This is a genomic window from Photobacterium kishitanii (assembly GCF_003026355.1).
GTDB lineage: Bacteria > Pseudomonadota > Gammaproteobacteria > Enterobacterales > Vibrionaceae > Photobacterium > Photobacterium kishitanii.
In genome coordinates, this window is the sequence record NZ_PYON01000009.1 from 102,609 (window position 1) to 121,199 (window position 18,591).

Consider the following 18,591-nt stretch of genomic DNA (forward strand, 5'->3'; position numbering starts at 1 on the left):
GATATATTTTTGGAGACATAAGTGAACGATACCGACCAGCCCCCGAGTATGATGGTGGAAAATCAAGTCTAGCAACGGTATGCGTTACGTTTCCGTGCTGCCAGGCTCGGAATAATATGTCTTTCTTTTTAGTGTAATCATTTATCCACGACATTTTTCCTCGATTTTCCCGTTTATATTTAAGTGCAATTTTTATTATTAATGCTATCAGTATCAGTTTTTAATGGCTGCTATTATCAGTAGGGCTAATGTTATGCCTGCGAGGGGATGGTATTAAAATTTAAATTGTGACGGTCGCTACTTATTACTCTTTTTTGAGTATCAGTTAACCGGGAAAACCGCCATGACAGTAATGAATTTTGCAGCTTATGCTGCAGCAACAAGTGCTCATTTAGACCAACGTGATGCATTGGCTGTGCGTAATGCTTTTCTAAAATATGATTTAGATGAGCAAGCACATTTATTAGCAAAAATGCCCTTACTTGAAGCGTTAGTGGTGCTTCATGAATGCCCTTTGCGCCATGTCCAATTATTGCTTGATCGTCTTGATGAGTTAAAAGAAGACGTTAAAGTTCGTCAATTAGCGAATGGCTTAGGCTTGATTTGTTCTGAAGTAGAGCCTGTCGGTCACTACTTACAAAATAGTGTTTTTAACCATGTTCGTGAGCGTATTGGTTGGATTGTCGGTTTAGCTTTAATGGGGATTATTTCTGGATTAATTATCTCGCATTATCAAAATACATTAAGCCAATTGGTACTATTAGCTATTTATATGCCAGTTATTGCCGCTGCTGGTGGTAATACTGGTTCACAAGCAGCAACATTAGTCGTACGAGCACTGGCAATGGAAGAAATCCGCGCTCGGGATTGGCTGGCAGTATTATGGAAAGAGTTTCGAGTATCGTTAGTGATTGCGCTTGGGTTAGCGGCGGTGATCGTTGGACGAGTGGTATTCTTTAGTGGTCATGTAGCGTTACCTGCTGGAATTACATTACATATGGTGGCGTTGGCGATTGGGGTCGCTATTTCGATTCAAGTCGTTATATCAACCAGTGCCGGAGGTCTATTACCATTAGTTGCGCGGGCACTTAACTTAGATCCGGCAGTGTTGGTAAGCCCAGTATTAGCTTCAATGGTCGATATCACTGGCATGGTCATTTATTTTAGCACTATTAATTGGATTCTTGGCTTAGGCCATTAAATGTTGTCGTTGTTAGTATAAAACATTTGATACCGTTATAGAAAAGCCCCATTTACGGGTTGTCACGTTAAGTGATGACAGATAAATGGGGCTTTTTGCATTTGGTTATTAGCCAATTAACACGCTAATTTCAATCAGTAGTTATTATACAGTGAAGTATAGTACTGCTTTTCAAATTGATTGATTGGCGGTAATGGATCGGCGTTTAATTCAGCCTTAGTTGGGTAATAGTTGGTAACTAACTGTACAAATAATAATGGTTCACCCGATTTGGTTTTCAGAATACCAGCAAGGTTATAGGTGCCAAATAGTGAGCCAGTTTTAGCAATCATATGATCTTTTAACGGCGCATTTAGAACACTTTTACGGTATTGAAGGGTGCCACTTTTACCCGCTACGGGTAAATCGGTAATTAAGCCGAGTTTAGGATGATGATAAATATAAGTAAGCACTTCCATTAAATCATGAGTGTTTAAGCGGTTATTACGCGAAAGCCCTGAGCCATCAACCATGATGGTATTAGATAAATCAATGTTGGCTTTTTGTTTTAGAATAGCTTTGATGGCTGCGACACCATTAGCATAGTTGCCCGCTTGATTAAAGTATTTAGCACCCATGGTTTTAGCAAGGTTATCGGCAAATAAATTATCAGAACGTTTAAGCATGATATATAGCAGCGTCGTTAATGGTGCTGACTGGTGGGTTGCAATAATCTTACCGCTGATAGTGTCATTACGTAAAATCTTGCCCTCTAAACGGATACCTGCGCGTTTTAATTCCCGCTTAATAATAGCAGTAGAGTACAGCGTGGTATTCTGAACGGCAAATCGTAGTGCTAATGGATCTTTTTTGGGTTGAATACAACCCGTTATATGATAGCTGTTGTTATCATTTGCTTGTAGTAATAGCTCACAATATTGGTCTTTTTGCTGCGCTTTAGTTACTACAATCGCATCATTAGTGGCTGTGACTGGCTGGTGATTAGGAATATGTAAGCGTGTTTTAGCACCGAAAGCCATGTTTGAATATAACGCGCCTTCAAAGCAGTTATGTTCCAAAGTAATGCTGCTTGATGGTGCACTATAGCATTGTGTTAGCATGTCCCACGGTGAACCCACCGCATGCTCAAACCCGGTAAAATGACCACCGTTAAGGTAAAGGTTACCTTTGATAGTACTAGTACCTTGCTGTTTGAGTTGGCGTAATAGGTTGGCGATATCACTGCTTTCTAAGGTGGGATCACCATTAAAATCTAAAATAACATTATTACCTTGAGTTTCAAGGTTGGTGCTAAAACGGAAGTCATTACCTAAATATAATTTAGCCGCGAGTGCAGTGAGTAATTTTTGAGTACTTGCAGGGGCTTGCAGATGGCTTGCTTGGTGCTGGTAGATAATCTTGTTAGTCGCAGGGTTAACAACGAGGAGTGAGGCGTCACTACCCGTTGGCAATTGCTTGAGGGCTTGCTGAGGCGCAAACGCTGCAAATGATGGCATGCTTGTTAGCAGCAAGGCGGAACAAATAAGTCGTTTAAGCATTTTTAGGTATATTTGTATAAATAAAATGAGCGCTAATAATAGCTTTTTTTATTGGTTGAGTAAAAAGCTCACCATTATATCGTTATAGCAAATATCAGATACTAAAAAGCGCCGACCAAGGTCGACGCTTTTTGGGGTACGCTTTTAATCGTAAGGATTAGAAGTCGTAACGAGCACCAAGAACAATTTGGTCAGATGCTGCAACTTTACCTACTTTGTTCTTATCAAGCATGTTGAATGTGTAAGAAGCGTAAGTACGGAAGTTGCTGTTGAAGTAGTAAGTACCATCAACAGATAGTGCGTTTGCTAACTCATCGTAAGCACCGCTAGTGTTGCGCTCATCTTTCATGAAGCCGTAAGTAGTAGTAAATACTGCTTTGCCCATAGTGTATGCTGCTGCGAATTCATAACCTTGAGAATCAGTTACATCGCCATTCACTAGGTTAGTTGCATCACGGTGACCGTACTTGTATAGACCACCGAAGTATAGGTCGCCTACAGTGTACGATGCTACTGCGAAAGTTTGCTTAGATGTTTGGTTTACAGGTTGATTGATTGCAGTTTGATCTTTTTGTTGAGCATAACCCACACCAAGAGCAAGACCTGTATTACCTACAGCGTATTTAGCAGCAGTAGAGAAACCGCTTTGGTTTGTTTTTTGACCTGTAGTCGAATTGTACGCTGCACCATCAAATACGTAGTTCGCTTTGAAAGTCAGGTTGTTGAATGTACCTGCGTAAGCTAGGTTATTTGATGTACGGTCAGCTACTGCTAGCTTAGAACTACCAACAACAGAACCTGCGTATGCCATGATATCAGTGAAATCAGTTAGCATACCTAGTGAGCCGTCAGCTTTACCGTAAACGATTTGGCCATACTTATCACTGTTTACACCAGCATAGATGTAACGGTTCTCATCGTTATTAGTATTTGCTGTGAACTCACGCTCAAAGTAACCAATACCCTGCACGCCATCAGCGATTTGAGTTTTAGCATCAATGTTTACACGTACACGTGAGATATCAGTTACATCGTTGCTTGTATGTTGATTAACAAGTGCTTGATTGTATTCTTTATAAGTCTTGAACTGATCTTTTGATACTTGTGTTGTACCATTCTCAGAAGAAAGAGCACGAGCTTCTACACGGCCGCCAATAGCTAGGCTAGAAGTGTCGTCTGAATAAACTGTTGCTGCTGATGCTGCGCCAGAGAAAGTCGCTGCTGCTACTGCTAGAGCAATTAGGTTCTTGTTCATTGCCGAATCCTTTATATGATTTTTTTATAGTTTGCATTTTGATGCCAAATGCTATGGCGTTCTTTTTACTTGTGTCATTGGTAATATGTTAGTAAAAAAAACTGAAAAATAGTTTAAATAGGTCTTTTTTAGATTTTTTATTGCTTTTATAATGTTTATTATCAGTGTGTTATATAAATAAGTAAAAGTTCTAATTATTTTTTATATTTTAGTTCTATTTAGAAAATATTGTTTTTTTTATATTTAAAAATGACGTTTTTATTTGTAAGAGTGTGATTTGACGCGCTTTTTGATTTTGATTGAATTGTAACTGTTTTGATGTTGTTAGCGCCAATGTCACAATGGTGAGTAAGTGCTAACATAAAGCGCGATTCATTTTATATTATCGTTAATGGCAATACTGGAGCTTTTGAGTCAGTGATGTAACAAAATAATTAGCAGATAAATAACAGTTAAATGCGGATTATCATTTATCAATGATGATCTCTTGGTCATCTTTGTTTAAAATAAACCAAATCATTTTTATTCTGTCAGACTAGCTATGGGCTAGGCTGACGCTATTTACCTGAAATTGGCGAGCGCTATCAGGTTACAGAGGTTATTTATTTATGGAAAAAGTACCAATGACTGTTCGCGGCGAACAAAAGCTGCTCAAAGAACTTGAGGTATTGTTGAAGCGTCGTCCGCTTATTTCTCAAGCTATTGCTGAAGCTCGTGAACTTGGTGACTTAAAAGAAAACGCTGAATACCATGCTGCGCGTGAAGAACAAGGTATTTGTGAAGCTCAAATTCGTGATATCGAATATAAGTTATCAGTAGCACAAGTAATTGATGTCACAACATTAGCCAATACAGGTAAAGTTATTTTTGGTACGACTATCAAATTACTCGATTTAGATAGTGATAAAGAAATGACTTATTGCATTGTGGGTGATGATGAAGCCGATATTAAGCAAAACTTAATTTCAGTTAATTCACCGATTGCGCGTGGTTTAATTGGTAAGTTAACAGGTGATGAAGTACAGATTACAACACCAGGTGGCTTAAAAGAATTTGAAATCATGGATGTACAATACATTTAATGATTAATTGCAGTTTGTCGTTAGCAAAAATATAGACTATGTTTGACAAATAAGCCTTACCTTAATTAGTAACGGTAATGTTTGTCGTTAGCAAAAAACAGTTTATTGCCAACGACGGCTATAAAAAAGGCCGCTAGGCGGCCTTTTTTATTTGCGAGGAAGTTCGATTTTACGATCTTCAGTTTGACGGTAAAGCACTAATGTTTTACCAATCACCTGTACTTTTTCTGCTTTAGTTTCGCGAATAATAGCGTCGACGATTAACAATTTAGTTTCACGATCTTCAGAAGCTACTTTTACTTTAATAAGCTCATGGTGATTTAAAGCTAAATCGATTTCAGCTAATACAGCTTCAGTAAGGCCGTTAGCGCCCATTAGAACCACAGGTTTTAAGTTGTGAGCTAGGCCTTTTAAGAACTGCTTTTGTTTTGTGCTTAGATTCATTATGACTCTATTTTTTTAGTTACAAGGGTTGAAAACGCGACATTCTACCGCCATCTACTCTAGAAGACTAATTTGTTTAATAGATGAGAGTCGGAAAATTTACAGTGATTATGTTGCACTGCACATTTTTAGGGCGCAATCTAATGAATTAGGTGCGATAAAGTCTTTAGCCGACGTATACTTACTAAGTATGGCAACTCATTAGGTTTATCATGAGTAGAAAAAAACAATCCGCTAGCTCAGGCCGGTGGTTAAAAGAACATTTTGACGATAAATATGTACAAGAAGCACAAAAACGGGGTTACCGTTCGCGAGCTTTCTTTAAAATTGAAGAAATTCAAAATAAAGATAAATTATTAAAACCAGGCATGACAGTGGTTGACCTTGGTGCTGCACCAGGCGGTTGGTCACAGTATGCGGCAGAAATTGTAGGTGATGAGGGACAGGTCATCGCTTGTGATATTTTGCCGATGGATTCACTACCAGGGGTTAATTTCCTTCAAGGTGATTTCCGTGAAGAAGCAGTATTAGAGGCTTTATTAACACGCATTCAACCAGATATGGTTGATGTGGTAATGTCTGATATGGCACCTAATATGAGTGGTAACCTTGCATCCGACCAACCTCGAGCTATGTACCTTGTTGAACTTGCATTAGATATGTGTCGACAAGTACTTGCACCGAATGGCAGTTTTGCGGTAAAAGTTTTCCAAGGCGAAGGCTTCGACCAATATCTCGCTGATATTCGTAGCATGTTTAAAGTGGTCAAAATTCGTAAACCAGATTCCTCGCGAGATCGTTCGCGTGAAGTCTATATTGTGGCTACAGGTTACAAACTGTAGTAATCTACATTCATCTTTTAGTTATCGCGAGGTTAACACCTTGAGTGACATGGCAAAAAACTTGATTTTATGGCTGGTCATTGCAGTTGTTCTTATGTCTGTATTCCAGAGTTTCGGAACCAACAGTAATAGTGCCAAGGGCCAAGTCGATTATACGACATTTGTCCGTCAAATCGGTCAGGATCAGATAAAGGAAGTACGATTCAATGATCGTGAAATCACTGTAACCAAACGTGATAATGCGAGCTATGTAACATACTTACCTGTCGCAAATGATCCTAAGCTGTTAGACGATCTTATTAACGCTAACGTACAAGTACAAGGTACACCACCAGAAGAGCCAAGCCTTTTAGCTTCAATCTTCATTTCGTGGTTCCCAATGCTATTGCTTATTGGTGTTTGGATTTTCTTTATGCGTCAAATGCAGGGCGGTGGTGGCAAAGGTGCCATGTCGTTCGGCAAATCTAAAGCGCGCATGATGGGTGAAGACCAAATCAAAACAACGTTTGCTGATGTAGCGGGTTGTGATGAAGCCAAAGAAGACGTTAAAGAGTTGGTTGATTACTTACGTGATCCAAGCCGCTTCCAGAAACTAGGTGGTAAAATCCCAACAGGTGTGTTGATGGTTGGTCCTCCTGGTACGGGTAAAACCTTACTGGCAAAAGCGATTGCTGGTGAAGCAAAAGTACCGTTCTTTACTATTTCTGGCTCTGACTTTGTTGAAATGTTTGTCGGTGTGGGTGCATCCCGTGTCCGTGATATGTTTGAACAAGCGAAAAAAGCAGCGCCTTGTATTATCTTTATCGATGAAATCGATGCGGTAGGTCGTCAACGTGGTGCTGGTGTTGGTGGGGGTCATGATGAACGTGAACAAACACTAAACCAGATGCTAGTTGAAATGGATGGTTTTGAAGGTAATGAAGGTATTATCGTTATTGCCGCAACTAACCGTCCTGATGTACTTGACCCAGCCTTACTTCGTCCTGGCCGTTTTGACCGTCAAGTCGTTGTTGGTCTTCCAGATGTACGTGGTCGTGAGCAGATTCTTAAAGTTCACATGCGTAAAGTGCCGCTAGATGGTGATGTTAATCCATCATTGATTGCTCGTGGTACACCTGGTTTCTCTGGCGCTGATTTAGCCAACCTTGTTAACGAAGCAGCATTATTTGCAGCTCGTGGTGATAAACGCACAGTATCAATGGTTGAATTTGAACTAGCAAAAGACAAAATCATGATGGGCGCAGAGCGTAAATCAATGGTGATGTCTGAAGAGCAAAAAGCATCAACGGCATACCATGAAGCTGGTCACGCAATTATTGGTCGTTTAGTACCGGATCACGATCCAGTGTACAAAGTATCAATTATTCCACGTGGTCGTGCACTTGGTGTGACTATGTACTTACCAGAGCAAGATCGTGTAAGTCATTCGCGTGAATTCTTAGAATCTATGATTTCAAGTCTTTACGGTGGCCGTCTTGCTGAAGAACTTATCTATGGTCGTGAGAAAGTATCAACTGGTGCATCGAACGATATTGAACGTGCAACTGATATTGCACGTAAGATGGTGACTCAGTGGGGTTTCTCTGACAAGCTAGGCCCATTATTGTACGCAGAAGACGAAGGTGAAGTATTCCTTGGTCGTTCAGTAACACAAAGCAAGCATATGTCGGATGACACAGCGAAGTTGATTGATACTGAAGTACGTATTTTAATTGATCGTAACTACCAACGTGCCCGTCAAATTTTGGTTGATAATATGGATATTATGCATGCTATGAAAGATGCATTGATGAAATATGAAACCATTGATGCTGGTCAGATTGATGACTTGATGGAACGTAAATCTGAAATCCGTCCACCGAAAGGTTGGATCGACGATGGTGATACGCTACGCAATGCACCTGAAACTGAACTTGCTCCTGATGAGCCTGTAGGCGATGGTATTGATGCTCTATCTGAGAAAGACGATACAGATAGCAAGCCTCAAGCATAATTGCTAAGTGAATAGAAAACCCTGACTTAGGTCGGGGTTTTTTTTTGTTGAAATTTGTGGAGCCATAACATGATGTTAATTAGTAAAAGTAAGACACTGGATCTTACAACGCCTCAAGTGATGGGGATTGTTAATATTACACCCGACTCATTTTCTGATGGTGGTAAATATAATCAATTAGAGAGTGCGTTACGTCATGTTGAGTCAATGATCGCAGCGGGTACGGCGATGATTGATATTGGTGGTGAATCGACTCGTCCAGGCGCTGCTGATGTTAATCTTGATATGGAGCTCGCTCGAGTTATTCCAGTAATAGAAGCAATTAGACAGCGATTTGATTGTTGGATTTCGATTGATACCAGTAAAGCACAAGTGATGACGGAGGCTGTTAATGCCGGAGCGGATTTAATTAATGATGTGCGAGCATTACAAGAAGCAGGAGCATTAGAAGCAGCAGCAAAAGCAAATGTTCCTATCTGCTTGATGCATATGCAAGGTCAACCGCGTACAATGCAATCCGATCCGAATTATGTCGACCTGATCACGGATGTGAATCAATTTCTGCACGAGCGTATTCAAGCTTGTGAGCAATATGGTATTGCACGGCAACAGTTAGTACTCGATCCGGGGTTCGGATTTGGTAAAACAATGGCGCATAATTATCAGCTGTTAGCGCAACTTGAACAATTTCATCAGTTTGGATTGCCGTTATTAGCAGGAATGTCACGTAAATCGATGATATCGCAATTGTTAAATACCCCTCCCAGTGATTGTTTAGCTGGCAGTTTAGCGTGTGCGACGATTGCAGCAATGAAAGGGGCACAAATAATTCGTGTTCATGACGTTAAAGAAACAATTGATGTTGTTAAAATCTGTAATATGGTCGCAAATTATTCTAAATAGTTTAGATGTCATTTCATAACAGTGGAAGATTGTAAGCTAATTACAGTCGATATACTTAGTAAATAGAGCTAGGAGCATAAAATGGCTGAACGTAAGTTCTTTGGTACTGATGGTATTCGTGGTCTTGTTGGTGAAGGCCCTATTACACCTGAATTTGTAATGAAATTAGGCTGGGCGGCTGGACGCGTATTATCGCAAACAGGAACTAAAAAAGTCCTAATCGGTAAAGATACCCGTATTTCAGGTTATATGTTGGAGTCTGCTTTAGAAGCGGGTTTAGCTGCGGCTGGCTTAAAAGCGGCTTTTACAGGTCCAATGCCAACTCCTGCTGTTGCCTATTTAACTCGTACATTTCGTGCTGAAGCAGGGATTGTTATTTCTGCATCACATAACCCATATCACGATAATGGCATTAAGTTCTTTTCAGCACAGGGTACGAAATTACCTGATGAGGTTGAATTGGCGATTGAAGCTGAAATGGAAAAACCATTAACGTGTGTTGAATCGGCATTATTGGGTAAGGCTTACCGTATTGATGATGCAGCAGGGCGTTATATTGAATTTTGTAAGGGTACTTTCCCTAACCATTTAAGCCTTGAAGGTTATAAAATTGTTGTTGATTGTGCCCATGGCGCGACTTACCACATTGCGCCTAAAGTGTTTTCTGAATTAGGTGCTGATGTTATTACTATTGGTTGCGAGCCAAACGGTATCAATATTAATGACAAAGTAGGTGCAACTGATGTTGCTGCACTACAGGCTAAAGTTTTAGCAGAAAAAGCTAATTTTGGTATTGCCCTTGATGGCGATGGCGACCGTATTATTATGGTTGATGAGTTAGGTAATAAAGTTGATGGTGACCAAATTGCTTATATCATCGCTCGTGATGCATTACGTTGTGGTGAGCTCAAAGGTGGTGTCGTTGGTACATTAATGACTAACATGGGCATGGAAGTTGCACTTAAAAATTTAGGCATTCCTTTTGTACGAGCAAAAGTGGGTGACCGTTATGTAATGGAAGAGCTAATAAAGAATAATTGGCTAATTGGTGCTGAAAATTCAGGCCATGTTATTTTACTTGATAAAGTAACAACTGGTGACGGTATTGTCGCTGGTTTGCAAGTGATGGCTTCTATTGTTGCAAGTAAGATGAGCTTAAAAGAGCTTAGTGATGGAATGACAATGTTCCCGCAAGTATTGGAAAATGTACGCTTTAAAGGCGATAGTGATCCTCTACAATCAGCAGCGGTTCTTGCAGCAACTGAAGCGGTTGAGCAAAAATTAGGTGATAATGGTCGCGTATTATTACGTAAATCAGGCACTGAGCCATTGATTCGTGTTATGGTTGAAGGCCAAAATGCAGCTGATGTTAAGCAATATGCATTAGAAATTGCAAAAGCAGTGAAAGAAAACTGCTAATGTAATGATTGTTGGTAACTGTTTATTTTTTTAAGCATTACTCAATAAGGTGGAGGCTGGCTAATAAAATATGGTCAGCCTTTTTATTTCAATGACTTTGTTTTTGGCTAAATGTTGTGCAAGTGGTTTGGAATATTCACTTTTTAGGTAAATATTACTTGTCACTGTTACAGGGTTTCGCTAGTATTCATTTGCTCTCTAGATAAGAGGAATGCGCTGGCACTGCTAAAGCAAAGCCGGTATAGCAATTTATCCATAGGTGGAACCCATGTACGAAATTCTACTTGTGATTTATCTTGTCGCTGCGCTTGGTGTAATTGGCCTAGTAATGGTTCAGCAAGGTAAAGGCGCAGATATGGGAGCTTCATTCGGGGCTGGTGCTTCAGGAACTTTGTTCGGCTCTAGCGGCTCAGGAAATTTTCTAACTCGAATGACAACACTTTGTGCAATTGTTTTCTTTGCAATCAGTCTTGTTCTTGGCAACATTAGTACCAAGCAAGCAGCAGAGACAAGTGGCTGGGATAACCTTTCAGCACCTGCTACAACACAAGCTGTTGAAAAACAAAAGACTGTAACCGCTGATAAAGTAATTACAGCAGAAAAAACGACTGAGAACACTGCTGAAACAACACCAGCAACAAGTGAAAAATCTCAGTAAGTAAAGATTTAGCCGAGATGGTGAAATTGGTAGACACGCTAGCATGAGGTGCTAGTGCCGCAAGGTGTAGGGGTTCAAGTCCCCTTCTCGGCACCATTATACTGGTTACTTGTAATAGTAACATCTGAACGGTATACTCTGTTCAGAATCGGACGCGGGGTGGAGCAGCTTGGTAGCTCGTCGGGCTCATAACCCGAAGGTCGTTGGTTCAAATCCGGCCCCCGCAACCACTTTCCTGAAAATAGACTATTCTTAATTTTGAATGTTTGTTTTCTTACTAAAACACTTGCTTGCATGGTTTTAGTAATCAGGGTCCAGTAATAAAAAACCCCGTATTCGGGGTTTTTTATTATCTGAAACATGACCATTCAGGTATTTACTGGGCTTTATGCCCTTTTTTTGTTTCCGGGGGGTTGTCTTGACAGCTTTAGAGACACAATTAACCGACTTACTTGAGCCTTCAGTTCAAGCTATTGGCTTTGAACTTGTTGGTTTAGAGTTCATCCGTGCTGGTGAGCACTCCACACTTCGCGTGTTTATTGACCATGAAAATGGTATTAATGTAGACGGTTGTGCAGAGGTTAGCCGCCAGATTAGTGCAGTAATGGATGTTGAAGATCCAATTACTGTTGCTTACCACCTAGAAGTGTCTTCCCCTGGATTGGAAAGACCACTCTTCAAAGCAGCACATTATCAACAATTTATTGGTCATGAAGTTAGCTTAGTATTAAAAATGGCGATGGGAAACCGTCGTAAGTGGAAAGGTGACATTGTCGCTGTTGAAGGCGAACTGATCACACTTAACGTAGATGGCAATGACGAGTCCTTTGCACTGAGCAATATCTCCAAGGCCAACCTAGTTCCAAAATTCTAACCGCTAAATTGGGGCATTAGAAATGAACAAAGAAATCTTGGCTGTCGTAGAAGCGGTATCCAACGAAAAAGCTGTTCCTCGCGAGCGTATTTTTGAAGCGCTTGAGATTGCATTAGCAACAGCAACTAAAAAGAAACACGAAGCAGAAATCGAAGTTCGTGTTGTTATCGATCGTAAAACGGGTGAATTCGAAACTTTCCGTCGTTGGAAAGCAGTAGATGAGGTTACGCAACCTACACTTGAAATTACGTTAGAAGCGGCACAATTTGAAGATCCAACAGTTGCACTAGGCGATTATGTTGAAGATGATATTCAATCAGTAACATTCGACCGTATTACTACGCAAACTGCAAAGCAAGTTATCGTACAAAAAGTACGTGAAGCTGAGCGTGAGCAAATTGTGGCACAATTTATTGATAATGAAGGTGAGTTAATCACTGGTATTGTTAAGAAAGTAAATCGTGACGCAGTGATTATTGATTTGGGTAGCAACGCAGAAGCCGTTATCCAGCGTGATGATCAACTTCCGCGTGAAAACTTCCGTCCAGGCGATCGCGTTCGTGGTCTACTGTACAAAGTTGCACCTGAAGCACGTGGTTTCCAGTTATTCATGACGCGTTCTAAGCCAGAAATGTTATCTGAGCTATTCCGCATTGAAGTGCCTGAAATGGGCGAAGAACTCATTGAACTAATGGGCGCAGCACGTGATGCTGGCTCTCGTGCGAAAATCGCAGTAAAAACTAACGATAAGCGTATTGATCCAGTTGGTGCGTGTGTTGGTATGCGCGGCGCGCGTGTTCAAGCTGTTTCTAGTGAGCTTGGCGGCGAGCGTATTGATATCGTATTGTGGGATGAAAATGCTGCACAATACGTTATTAATGCAATGGCACCTGCGGAAGTTGATTCAATTATTGTTGATGAAGACAACCACACGATGGATATCGCTGTACAGAAAGATAATCTGGCACAAGCGATCGGTCGCAACGGTCAAAACGTACGTCTAGCATCACAGCTTACTGGCTGGGAACTGAACGTAATGACAGTTGAAGATCTACAGAAAAAACACCAAGCAGAAGCACAAGCATCAATTGAAGTGTTCACTAAGTACCTTGATATTGATGAAGATTTTGCCACAGTATTGGTAGAAGAAGGCTTTACTACACTAGAAGAAATTGCTTACGTTCCATTAAGTGAGTTAATGGATATTGATGGTCTTGATGAAGAGACGATTGATAACCTACGTAGCCGTGCAAAAGCAGCATTGACTACTCTAGCGCTTGCTAAAGAAGAAACGCTTGATGGTGTAGAACCAGCTGAAGATTTATTAAGTCTGGAAGGTCTTGAGCGTGAATTAGCGTTTAAGTTTGCAGCAAAAGGTATTTGTACGCTTGAAGATCTTGCTGATCAAGGAACTGATGACTTGACCGACATTGAAGGCGTGGACGAAGCAAGAGCGGGTGAGCTAATTATGGCTGCGCGTAATATTTGCTGGTTCAGCGACGAAGCGTAATCAAAAAATAAAGCAAGGGAGGAGCATTATGTCAGAGGTTACCGTTAAAACATTGGCGGAAGAAATTGGTACGCCAATTGACCGTTTACTTCAACAGTTTTCAGATGCTGGGATCGCTAAGAATGTTGATGCAAATGTAAGCCAAACCGAAAAACAGGCGTTACTTAACCATCTCCAAAAGGAGCATGGTAGTGACGGCAATACTGACGGCGCTCCGACTCGTCTGACTCTGCAGCGCAAGACACGTAGTACACTAAGTGTGTCTGGCAGTGGTGGCAAGAGCAAAAATGTTCAAGTAGAAGTGCGCAAAAAGCGCACCTACGTGAAACGTTCAGCACTTGAAGATGAACAACGTGCAGCAGAAGATGCTGTTAAGCGTGAAGCGGAAGCAAAAGCGCAACGTGAAGCTGACATGATTGCTAGCCAAGCCGCAGAAGAAGCAGCAAAACGTAGCGCAGAGGAAGCTGCCACACGTCAAGCTGAAGAGCAGCGTAAAGCAGAAGAAACTGCCAAGCGTGAAGCAGAAGAGAAATTAAAGCGAGACGCTGAGGATAAAGCGAATCGTACCGAAGAGGATAAGCGTAAAGCTGATCAAAAAGCTAAGCGCACCGTCGCTGACAAACAGGCTAAGTTAGATGCTGAAGTACTACAGCGTCGTCTGGAACAGGAAGCCAAGCGAAAAGCCGAAGAAGAAAGTCAGCGTCAGCTAGAAGAGGCTCGCAAAATGGCAGAACAGAACGAGAAAAACGGGGTAAAACCTGAGCAAGCAGTAAGTATGGAAAAATCTGATTACCATACAACGACATCTACATATGCTCGTGCTGCAGAAGATGAACAAGACCGCAAAGAAGAAACTTCTCGCCGTCGTAAAAAGAAAAAACCAGCGGCTAAGCAAGACGAACGTGGTGGCCGTGGCGGTCGTAACCAACGTGGTCGCGGTAAGCCACAAATGAACAAACCAGCATCAATGCAACATGGCTTCGATAAGACAGCACTAGTCGCTAAGCAAGATGTTATTATTGGCGAAACGATTGTTGTTTCTGAATTGGCTAACAAAATGTCTGTTAAAGGCGTTGAAGTTATCAAGGTAATGATGAAGATGGGCGCAATGGCGACTATCAACCAAGTTATCGACCAAGAAACAGCATCTCTTGTTGCTGAAGAAATGGGCCACAAGGTTATTCTACGTAAAGAAAACGAATTGGAAGAAGCGATTCTTTCTAATCGTAACGAGCTAGATTTAATCAAAGTATCTCGTGCGCCAGTTGTTACTATCATGGGTCACGTTGACCACGGTAAAACATCAACACTTGACTACATTCGTAAAGCACACGTTGCTTCAGGCGAAGCAGGTGGTATTACACAGCACATTGGTGCTTACCACGTTGAAACTGACAATGGTATGATCACTTTCCTTGATACTCCAGGACACGCAGCGTTTACAGCTATGCGTGCTCGTGGTGCTCAAGCGACAGATATCGTTGTACTTGTAGTTGCAGCAGACGATGGTGTTATGCCACAAACAATCGAAGCGATTCAGCATGCGAAAGCAGCTGGTGTACCTTTGATCGTTGCGGTAAACAAGATCGATAAAGAAGATGCAAACCCAGACAACGTGAAGAATGAGTTAGCTCAATACGACGTTATGCCTGAAGAGTGGGGCGGTGAGAACATGTTTGTTCACATCTCTGCGAAACAAGGTACTAATATCGATGGTTTACTAGAAGCTATCTTACTTCAGTCAGAAATTCTTGAACTTACAGCAGTTGAAGAAGGCATGGCGTCAGGTGTGGTTATCGAATCACGTCTTGATAAAGGCCGTGGTCCTGTAGCAACTGTACTTGTTCAAGAAGGTACATTGCGTAAGGGCGATATCGTTCTTTGTGGTCTAATGCATGGTCGTATCCGTGCAATGCGCAACGAACAAGGTCAAGAAATTGAATCAGCAGGTCCTTCTATTCCTGTTGAGATCCTTGGTCTTTCTGGTGTGCCATCATCTGGTGATGAAGCAACTGTTGTACGTGATGAGCGTAAAGCACGTGAAGTTGCACTTTACCGTCAAGGTAAATTCTGTGATATTAAACTAGCACGTCAACAAAAATCTAAGCTAGAAAACATGTTTGCTAACATGGAAGCTGGCGAAGTTGCTGAGCTAAACGTAGTACTAAAAGCTGACGTTCAAGGTTCTGTTGAAGCAATTGCTGACTCACTACGTAAACTTTCAACTGACGAAGTGAAAGTGAACATTGTAGGTTCAGGTGTTGGTGCAATCACTGAAACTGATGCAGTACTTGCAGCAGCTTCTAACGCTATCGTTCTTGGTTTCAACGTTCGTGCTGATGCGTCTGCGCGTCAAACAATCGAAAATGAAAACCTAGACCTACGTTACTACTCAATCATCTACCAACTAATCGACGAAGTTAAAGCGGCGATGGGTGGTATGTTGGCTCCTGAGTTCAAGCAAGAGATCATTGGTCTTGCTGAAGTACGTGACGTATTTAAGTCACCTAAGATCGGCGCAATCGCTGGTTGTATGGTAACTGAAGGTACTATTAAGCGTAATAACCCTATTCGTGTTCTACGTGAAAACGTAGTTATTTACGAAGGTGAGCTTGAGTCACTACGTCGCTTTAAAGATGACGTTGCTGAAGTTAAGAACGGTTACGAGTGTGGTATCGGCGTTAAGAACTACAACGACGTTCGCGTTGGTGACCAGATCGAAGTATTCGAAATTATTGAAATCCAACGTACACTTGATTAATAATCAGTGTAGATAGTTGTTTTTCAACATGATAATGATAATGGGGAGCTTCGGCTCCCCATTCTTTCAAGAGCATTATTCTTAGAGAGAGCAAGACAATGGCAAAAGAATTTAGCCGTACCCAACGTGTAGCTCAACAGCTACAAAAAGAATTGGCTGTGATTTTACAACGTGAAATCAAAGATCCAGCGATCGCAATGACAACAATTTCAAGTGTTGATGTTTCGCGTGACATGAACTACGCCAAGATCTATGTAACGTTTTTCACTATTGGTGAGCAAACGGCAGAAGGTAGCTTGGCTGCGTTACGTGAAATGGCACCTTACATTCGTTCACTATTAGGTAAAGAAATTCGCTTGCGTGTGACGCCAGAATTAAACTTTATCTTTGATCAGTCGTTGACTGAAGGTATGCGTATTTCAAACCTAGTATCAAAAGCGGTACGTGACGATGAAGATCGTCGTGGTGATGAAGACGAAGTAGAAAAAGGCGAGGAGTAAACATGGCACGTCGTCGTAAAGGTCGTCCAATTAACGGTGTGATCTTGGTTGATAAACCAACCGGCATTAGTTCTAACGATACGCTGCAAAAAGTGAAACGTATCTTTTTTGCACAAAAAGCGGGCCATACTGGTGCGCTTGATCCTTTAGCGACGGGCATGTTACCGCTTTGTTTTGGTGAAGCGACCAAGTTTTCACAATTTTTATTAGATTCAGATAAGCGTTATCGTGTGGTTGCTAAGTTAGGTGAACGTACTGATACGTCTGATTCTGATGGTGAAGTGGTTGAAACCCGTGCTGTTAATGTTGAACGTGATCAACTTGAAGCTTGTATCGATAGCTTTCGTGGCACGACAGATCAAATTCCATCAATGTACTCTGCATTAAAGTACCAAGGCCGTAAATTGTATGAATACGCGCGCGAAGGAATTTCAATTCCTCGCGAGTCACGTAAGATTACGGTGTATTCGGTTGAGTTACTACGCTTTGATAACAATGAAGTTGAAATGGAATTACATGTGTCAAAAGGCACATATATTCGTACGATTGTGGATGATTTAGGCGAAATGCTAGGTTGTGGCGCTCACGTGACTTATTTACGTCGTACAGGAGTATCTAACTTTCCGTATGAACGAATGGTTACTATTGAGCAATTACAAGCAATGCTTGATCAAGCTAAAGCGGATGAGATTGAACCGGGTACAGTGTTAGATGCGTTATTATTGCCAACTGATACTGCGGTGCAAGATTTACCAGAAGTGAACATCAGTGCTGAATTAGCTGTTCATGTGCTGCATGGTAATCCTGTCAGTGCGGAAGTTGTCCCTGCTGAAGGCACATTAGTGCGTATTACCGTCGGTGAAGCAGCTGAATTTATTGGTGTTGGTACCATTGATGCGAAAGGCATGTTGGCACCAAAGCGAGTAATGGCAAACGAACAAGAATAATAATGACACCAGAAAATCGCAACTGATTGTGAACCGCGAATCATCTTGATTATCGGGAATAAGTCGTTTGAGATTAAAAATAACACTGGTTAATTATTCGCTTGTAGTTAGTACCGCTGATCAGTATAATCCGCGGCTTGGGTGTCGGCTGAATCAGAGATTGGCGGCACAAATTAAAACATCTTGTATTAGGAATGAGTTATGTCTCTGAATGCAGAAACTAAAGCAGCAATCGTTGCAGATTACGCACAATGTGAAAATGATACTGGTTCTCCTGAAGTTCAGGTTGCACTTTTAACAGCGCAAATCAACCACCTTCAAGGTCACTTTGCTAACCACAAGCATGACCACCACAGCCGTCGCGGTTTACTACGCATGGTTTCTCGTCGTCGTAAGCTTCTAGATTACCTTAAAGGTAAAAACCTAGATCGTTACCAAGACTTGATCAAGCGTCTAGGCCTACGTCGCTAAGATTGCTTTAAGAAAGGAGCCCTAGGCTCCTTTCTTTTTATCTGCTCTTTTTATTATTGATACCGCTATTATTGATTCGTTCCCCTGTCATCTTTCGCAATTTCGTCTACTATCTGTACCGGAGTTAAGCTCAAGTTTGTTGTATGAATGCTTATGCAAAGATATGATAGGTGTCGAGTAAATAACTGTACAC

16 protein-coding genes and 2 tRNA genes are annotated in these 18,591 nt (G+C 41.3%); 15 read left to right on the top strand and 3 right to left on the bottom strand.

Going from position 1 to position 18,591, the window contains the following annotated elements; translation table 11 throughout:
* Positions 1-343: 343 nt before the first annotated feature.
* Entirely contained in the window at positions 344-1,201 is an 858-nt protein-coding gene (locus C0W29_RS12150; RefSeq protein ID WP_045045119.1) for a magnesium transporter, read from the top strand.
* A 134-nt stretch (positions 1,202-1,335) separates the two neighbouring features.
* Here the strand turns inward: C0W29_RS12150 and dacB are convergent, their stop codons facing one another.
* Both dacB and C0W29_RS12160 read right to left on the bottom strand, forming a co-directional pair.
* Complete coding sequence (dacB, locus tag C0W29_RS12155) at positions 1,336-2,739, bottom strand: serine-type D-Ala-D-Ala carboxypeptidase (protein ID WP_045045120.1); 1,404 nt, start codon at positions 2,737-2,739, stop codon at positions 1,336-1,338.
* 157 nt (positions 2,740-2,896) lie between these two features.
* A complete protein-coding gene (locus tag C0W29_RS12160; protein WP_045045121.1) occupies positions 2,897-3,994 on the bottom strand; it encodes a porin in 1,098 nt (365 codons plus the stop codon).
* A gap of 608 nt (positions 3,995-4,602) precedes the next feature.
* Between C0W29_RS12160 and greA the strand changes: the two genes are divergently transcribed.
* On the top strand, positions 4,603-5,076 hold the full coding sequence (greA, locus tag C0W29_RS12165) for a transcription elongation factor GreA (RefSeq protein WP_045042271.1): 474 nt from the start codon (positions 4,603-4,605) through the stop codon (positions 5,074-5,076).
* 147 nt (positions 5,077-5,223) lie between these two features.
* On the opposite strand, the gene yhbY is transcribed toward greA, so the two are convergent.
* On the bottom strand, positions 5,224-5,520 hold the full coding sequence (gene yhbY / locus C0W29_RS12170; protein WP_036795986.1) for a ribosome assembly RNA-binding protein YhbY: 297 nt from the start codon (positions 5,518-5,520) through the stop codon (positions 5,224-5,226).
* 212 nt (positions 5,521-5,732) lie between these two features.
* Between yhbY and rlmE the strand changes: the two genes are divergently transcribed.
* The 13 genes from rlmE to rpsO all read left to right on the top strand — a co-directional run bounded on the left by rlmE (position 5,733) and on the right by rpsO (position 18,398).
* Positions 5,733-6,362, top strand: a complete 630-nt coding sequence (rlmE, locus tag C0W29_RS12175) for a 23S rRNA (uridine(2552)-2'-O)-methyltransferase RlmE (RefSeq protein WP_036795984.1) — start codon at positions 5,733-5,735, stop codon at positions 6,360-6,362.
* A 49-nt stretch (positions 6,363-6,411) separates the two neighbouring features.
* Entirely contained in the window at positions 6,412-8,355 is a 1,944-nt protein-coding gene (gene ftsH / locus C0W29_RS12180) for an ATP-dependent zinc metalloprotease FtsH (RefSeq protein WP_036795982.1), read from the top strand.
* Positions 8,356-8,424: 69 nt separating this feature from the next.
* Positions 8,425-9,258, top strand: a complete 834-nt coding sequence (gene folP / locus C0W29_RS12185) for a dihydropteroate synthase (RefSeq protein ID WP_045045122.1) — start codon at positions 8,425-8,427, stop codon at positions 9,256-9,258.
* 81 nt (positions 9,259-9,339) lie between these two features.
* Positions 9,340-10,677: a phosphoglucosamine mutase gene (glmM, locus tag C0W29_RS12190; protein WP_045045123.1), complete on the top strand. Its 1,338-nt coding sequence runs from the start codon at positions 9,340-9,342 to the stop codon at positions 10,675-10,677.
* Between the two features lie 268 nt (positions 10,678-10,945).
* Positions 10,946-11,335: a preprotein translocase subunit SecG gene (gene secG, locus C0W29_RS12195; protein WP_080888851.1), complete on the top strand. Its 390-nt coding sequence runs from the start codon at positions 10,946-10,948 to the stop codon at positions 11,333-11,335.
* A gap of 11 nt (positions 11,336-11,346) precedes the next feature.
* Positions 11,347-11,431 (top strand) — tRNA-Leu (locus C0W29_RS12200).
* A gap of 57 nt (positions 11,432-11,488) precedes the next feature.
* A tRNA-Met gene (locus C0W29_RS12205) sits at positions 11,489-11,565 on the top strand.
* Positions 11,566-11,753: 188 nt separating this feature from the next.
* On the top strand, positions 11,754-12,209 hold the full coding sequence (rimP, locus tag C0W29_RS12210; protein WP_045042274.1) for a ribosome maturation factor RimP: 456 nt from the start codon (positions 11,754-11,756) through the stop codon (positions 12,207-12,209).
* A 22-nt stretch (positions 12,210-12,231) separates the two neighbouring features.
* Entirely contained in the window at positions 12,232-13,719 is a 1,488-nt protein-coding gene (gene nusA, locus C0W29_RS12215; RefSeq protein ID WP_045042275.1) for a transcription termination factor NusA, read from the top strand.
* 28 nt (positions 13,720-13,747) lie between these two features.
* Positions 13,748-16,480, top strand: coding sequence for a translation initiation factor IF-2 (gene infB / locus C0W29_RS12220; RefSeq protein WP_045045124.1), 2,733 nt, complete (start codon positions 13,748-13,750; stop codon positions 16,478-16,480).
* A gap of 98 nt (positions 16,481-16,578) precedes the next feature.
* Complete coding sequence (gene rbfA / locus C0W29_RS12225) at positions 16,579-16,980, top strand: 30S ribosome-binding factor RbfA (RefSeq protein ID WP_036795974.1); 402 nt, start codon at positions 16,579-16,581, stop codon at positions 16,978-16,980.
* Between the two features lie 2 nt (positions 16,981-16,982).
* The gene (gene truB / locus C0W29_RS12230) at positions 16,983-17,927 is read left to right on the top strand and encodes a tRNA pseudouridine(55) synthase TruB (RefSeq protein ID WP_036795973.1); all 945 of its coding nucleotides are present in this window, start codon (positions 16,983-16,985) and stop codon (positions 17,925-17,927) included.
* A 201-nt stretch (positions 17,928-18,128) separates the two neighbouring features.
* Positions 18,129-18,398 carry a 30S ribosomal protein S15 gene (gene rpsO / locus C0W29_RS12235; RefSeq protein WP_006646210.1) on the top strand — a complete coding sequence of 90 codons (270 nt, stop codon included), beginning with the start codon at positions 18,129-18,131 and terminating at the stop codon, positions 18,396-18,398.
* The last annotated feature ends 193 nt before the right edge of the window (positions 18,399-18,591 follow it).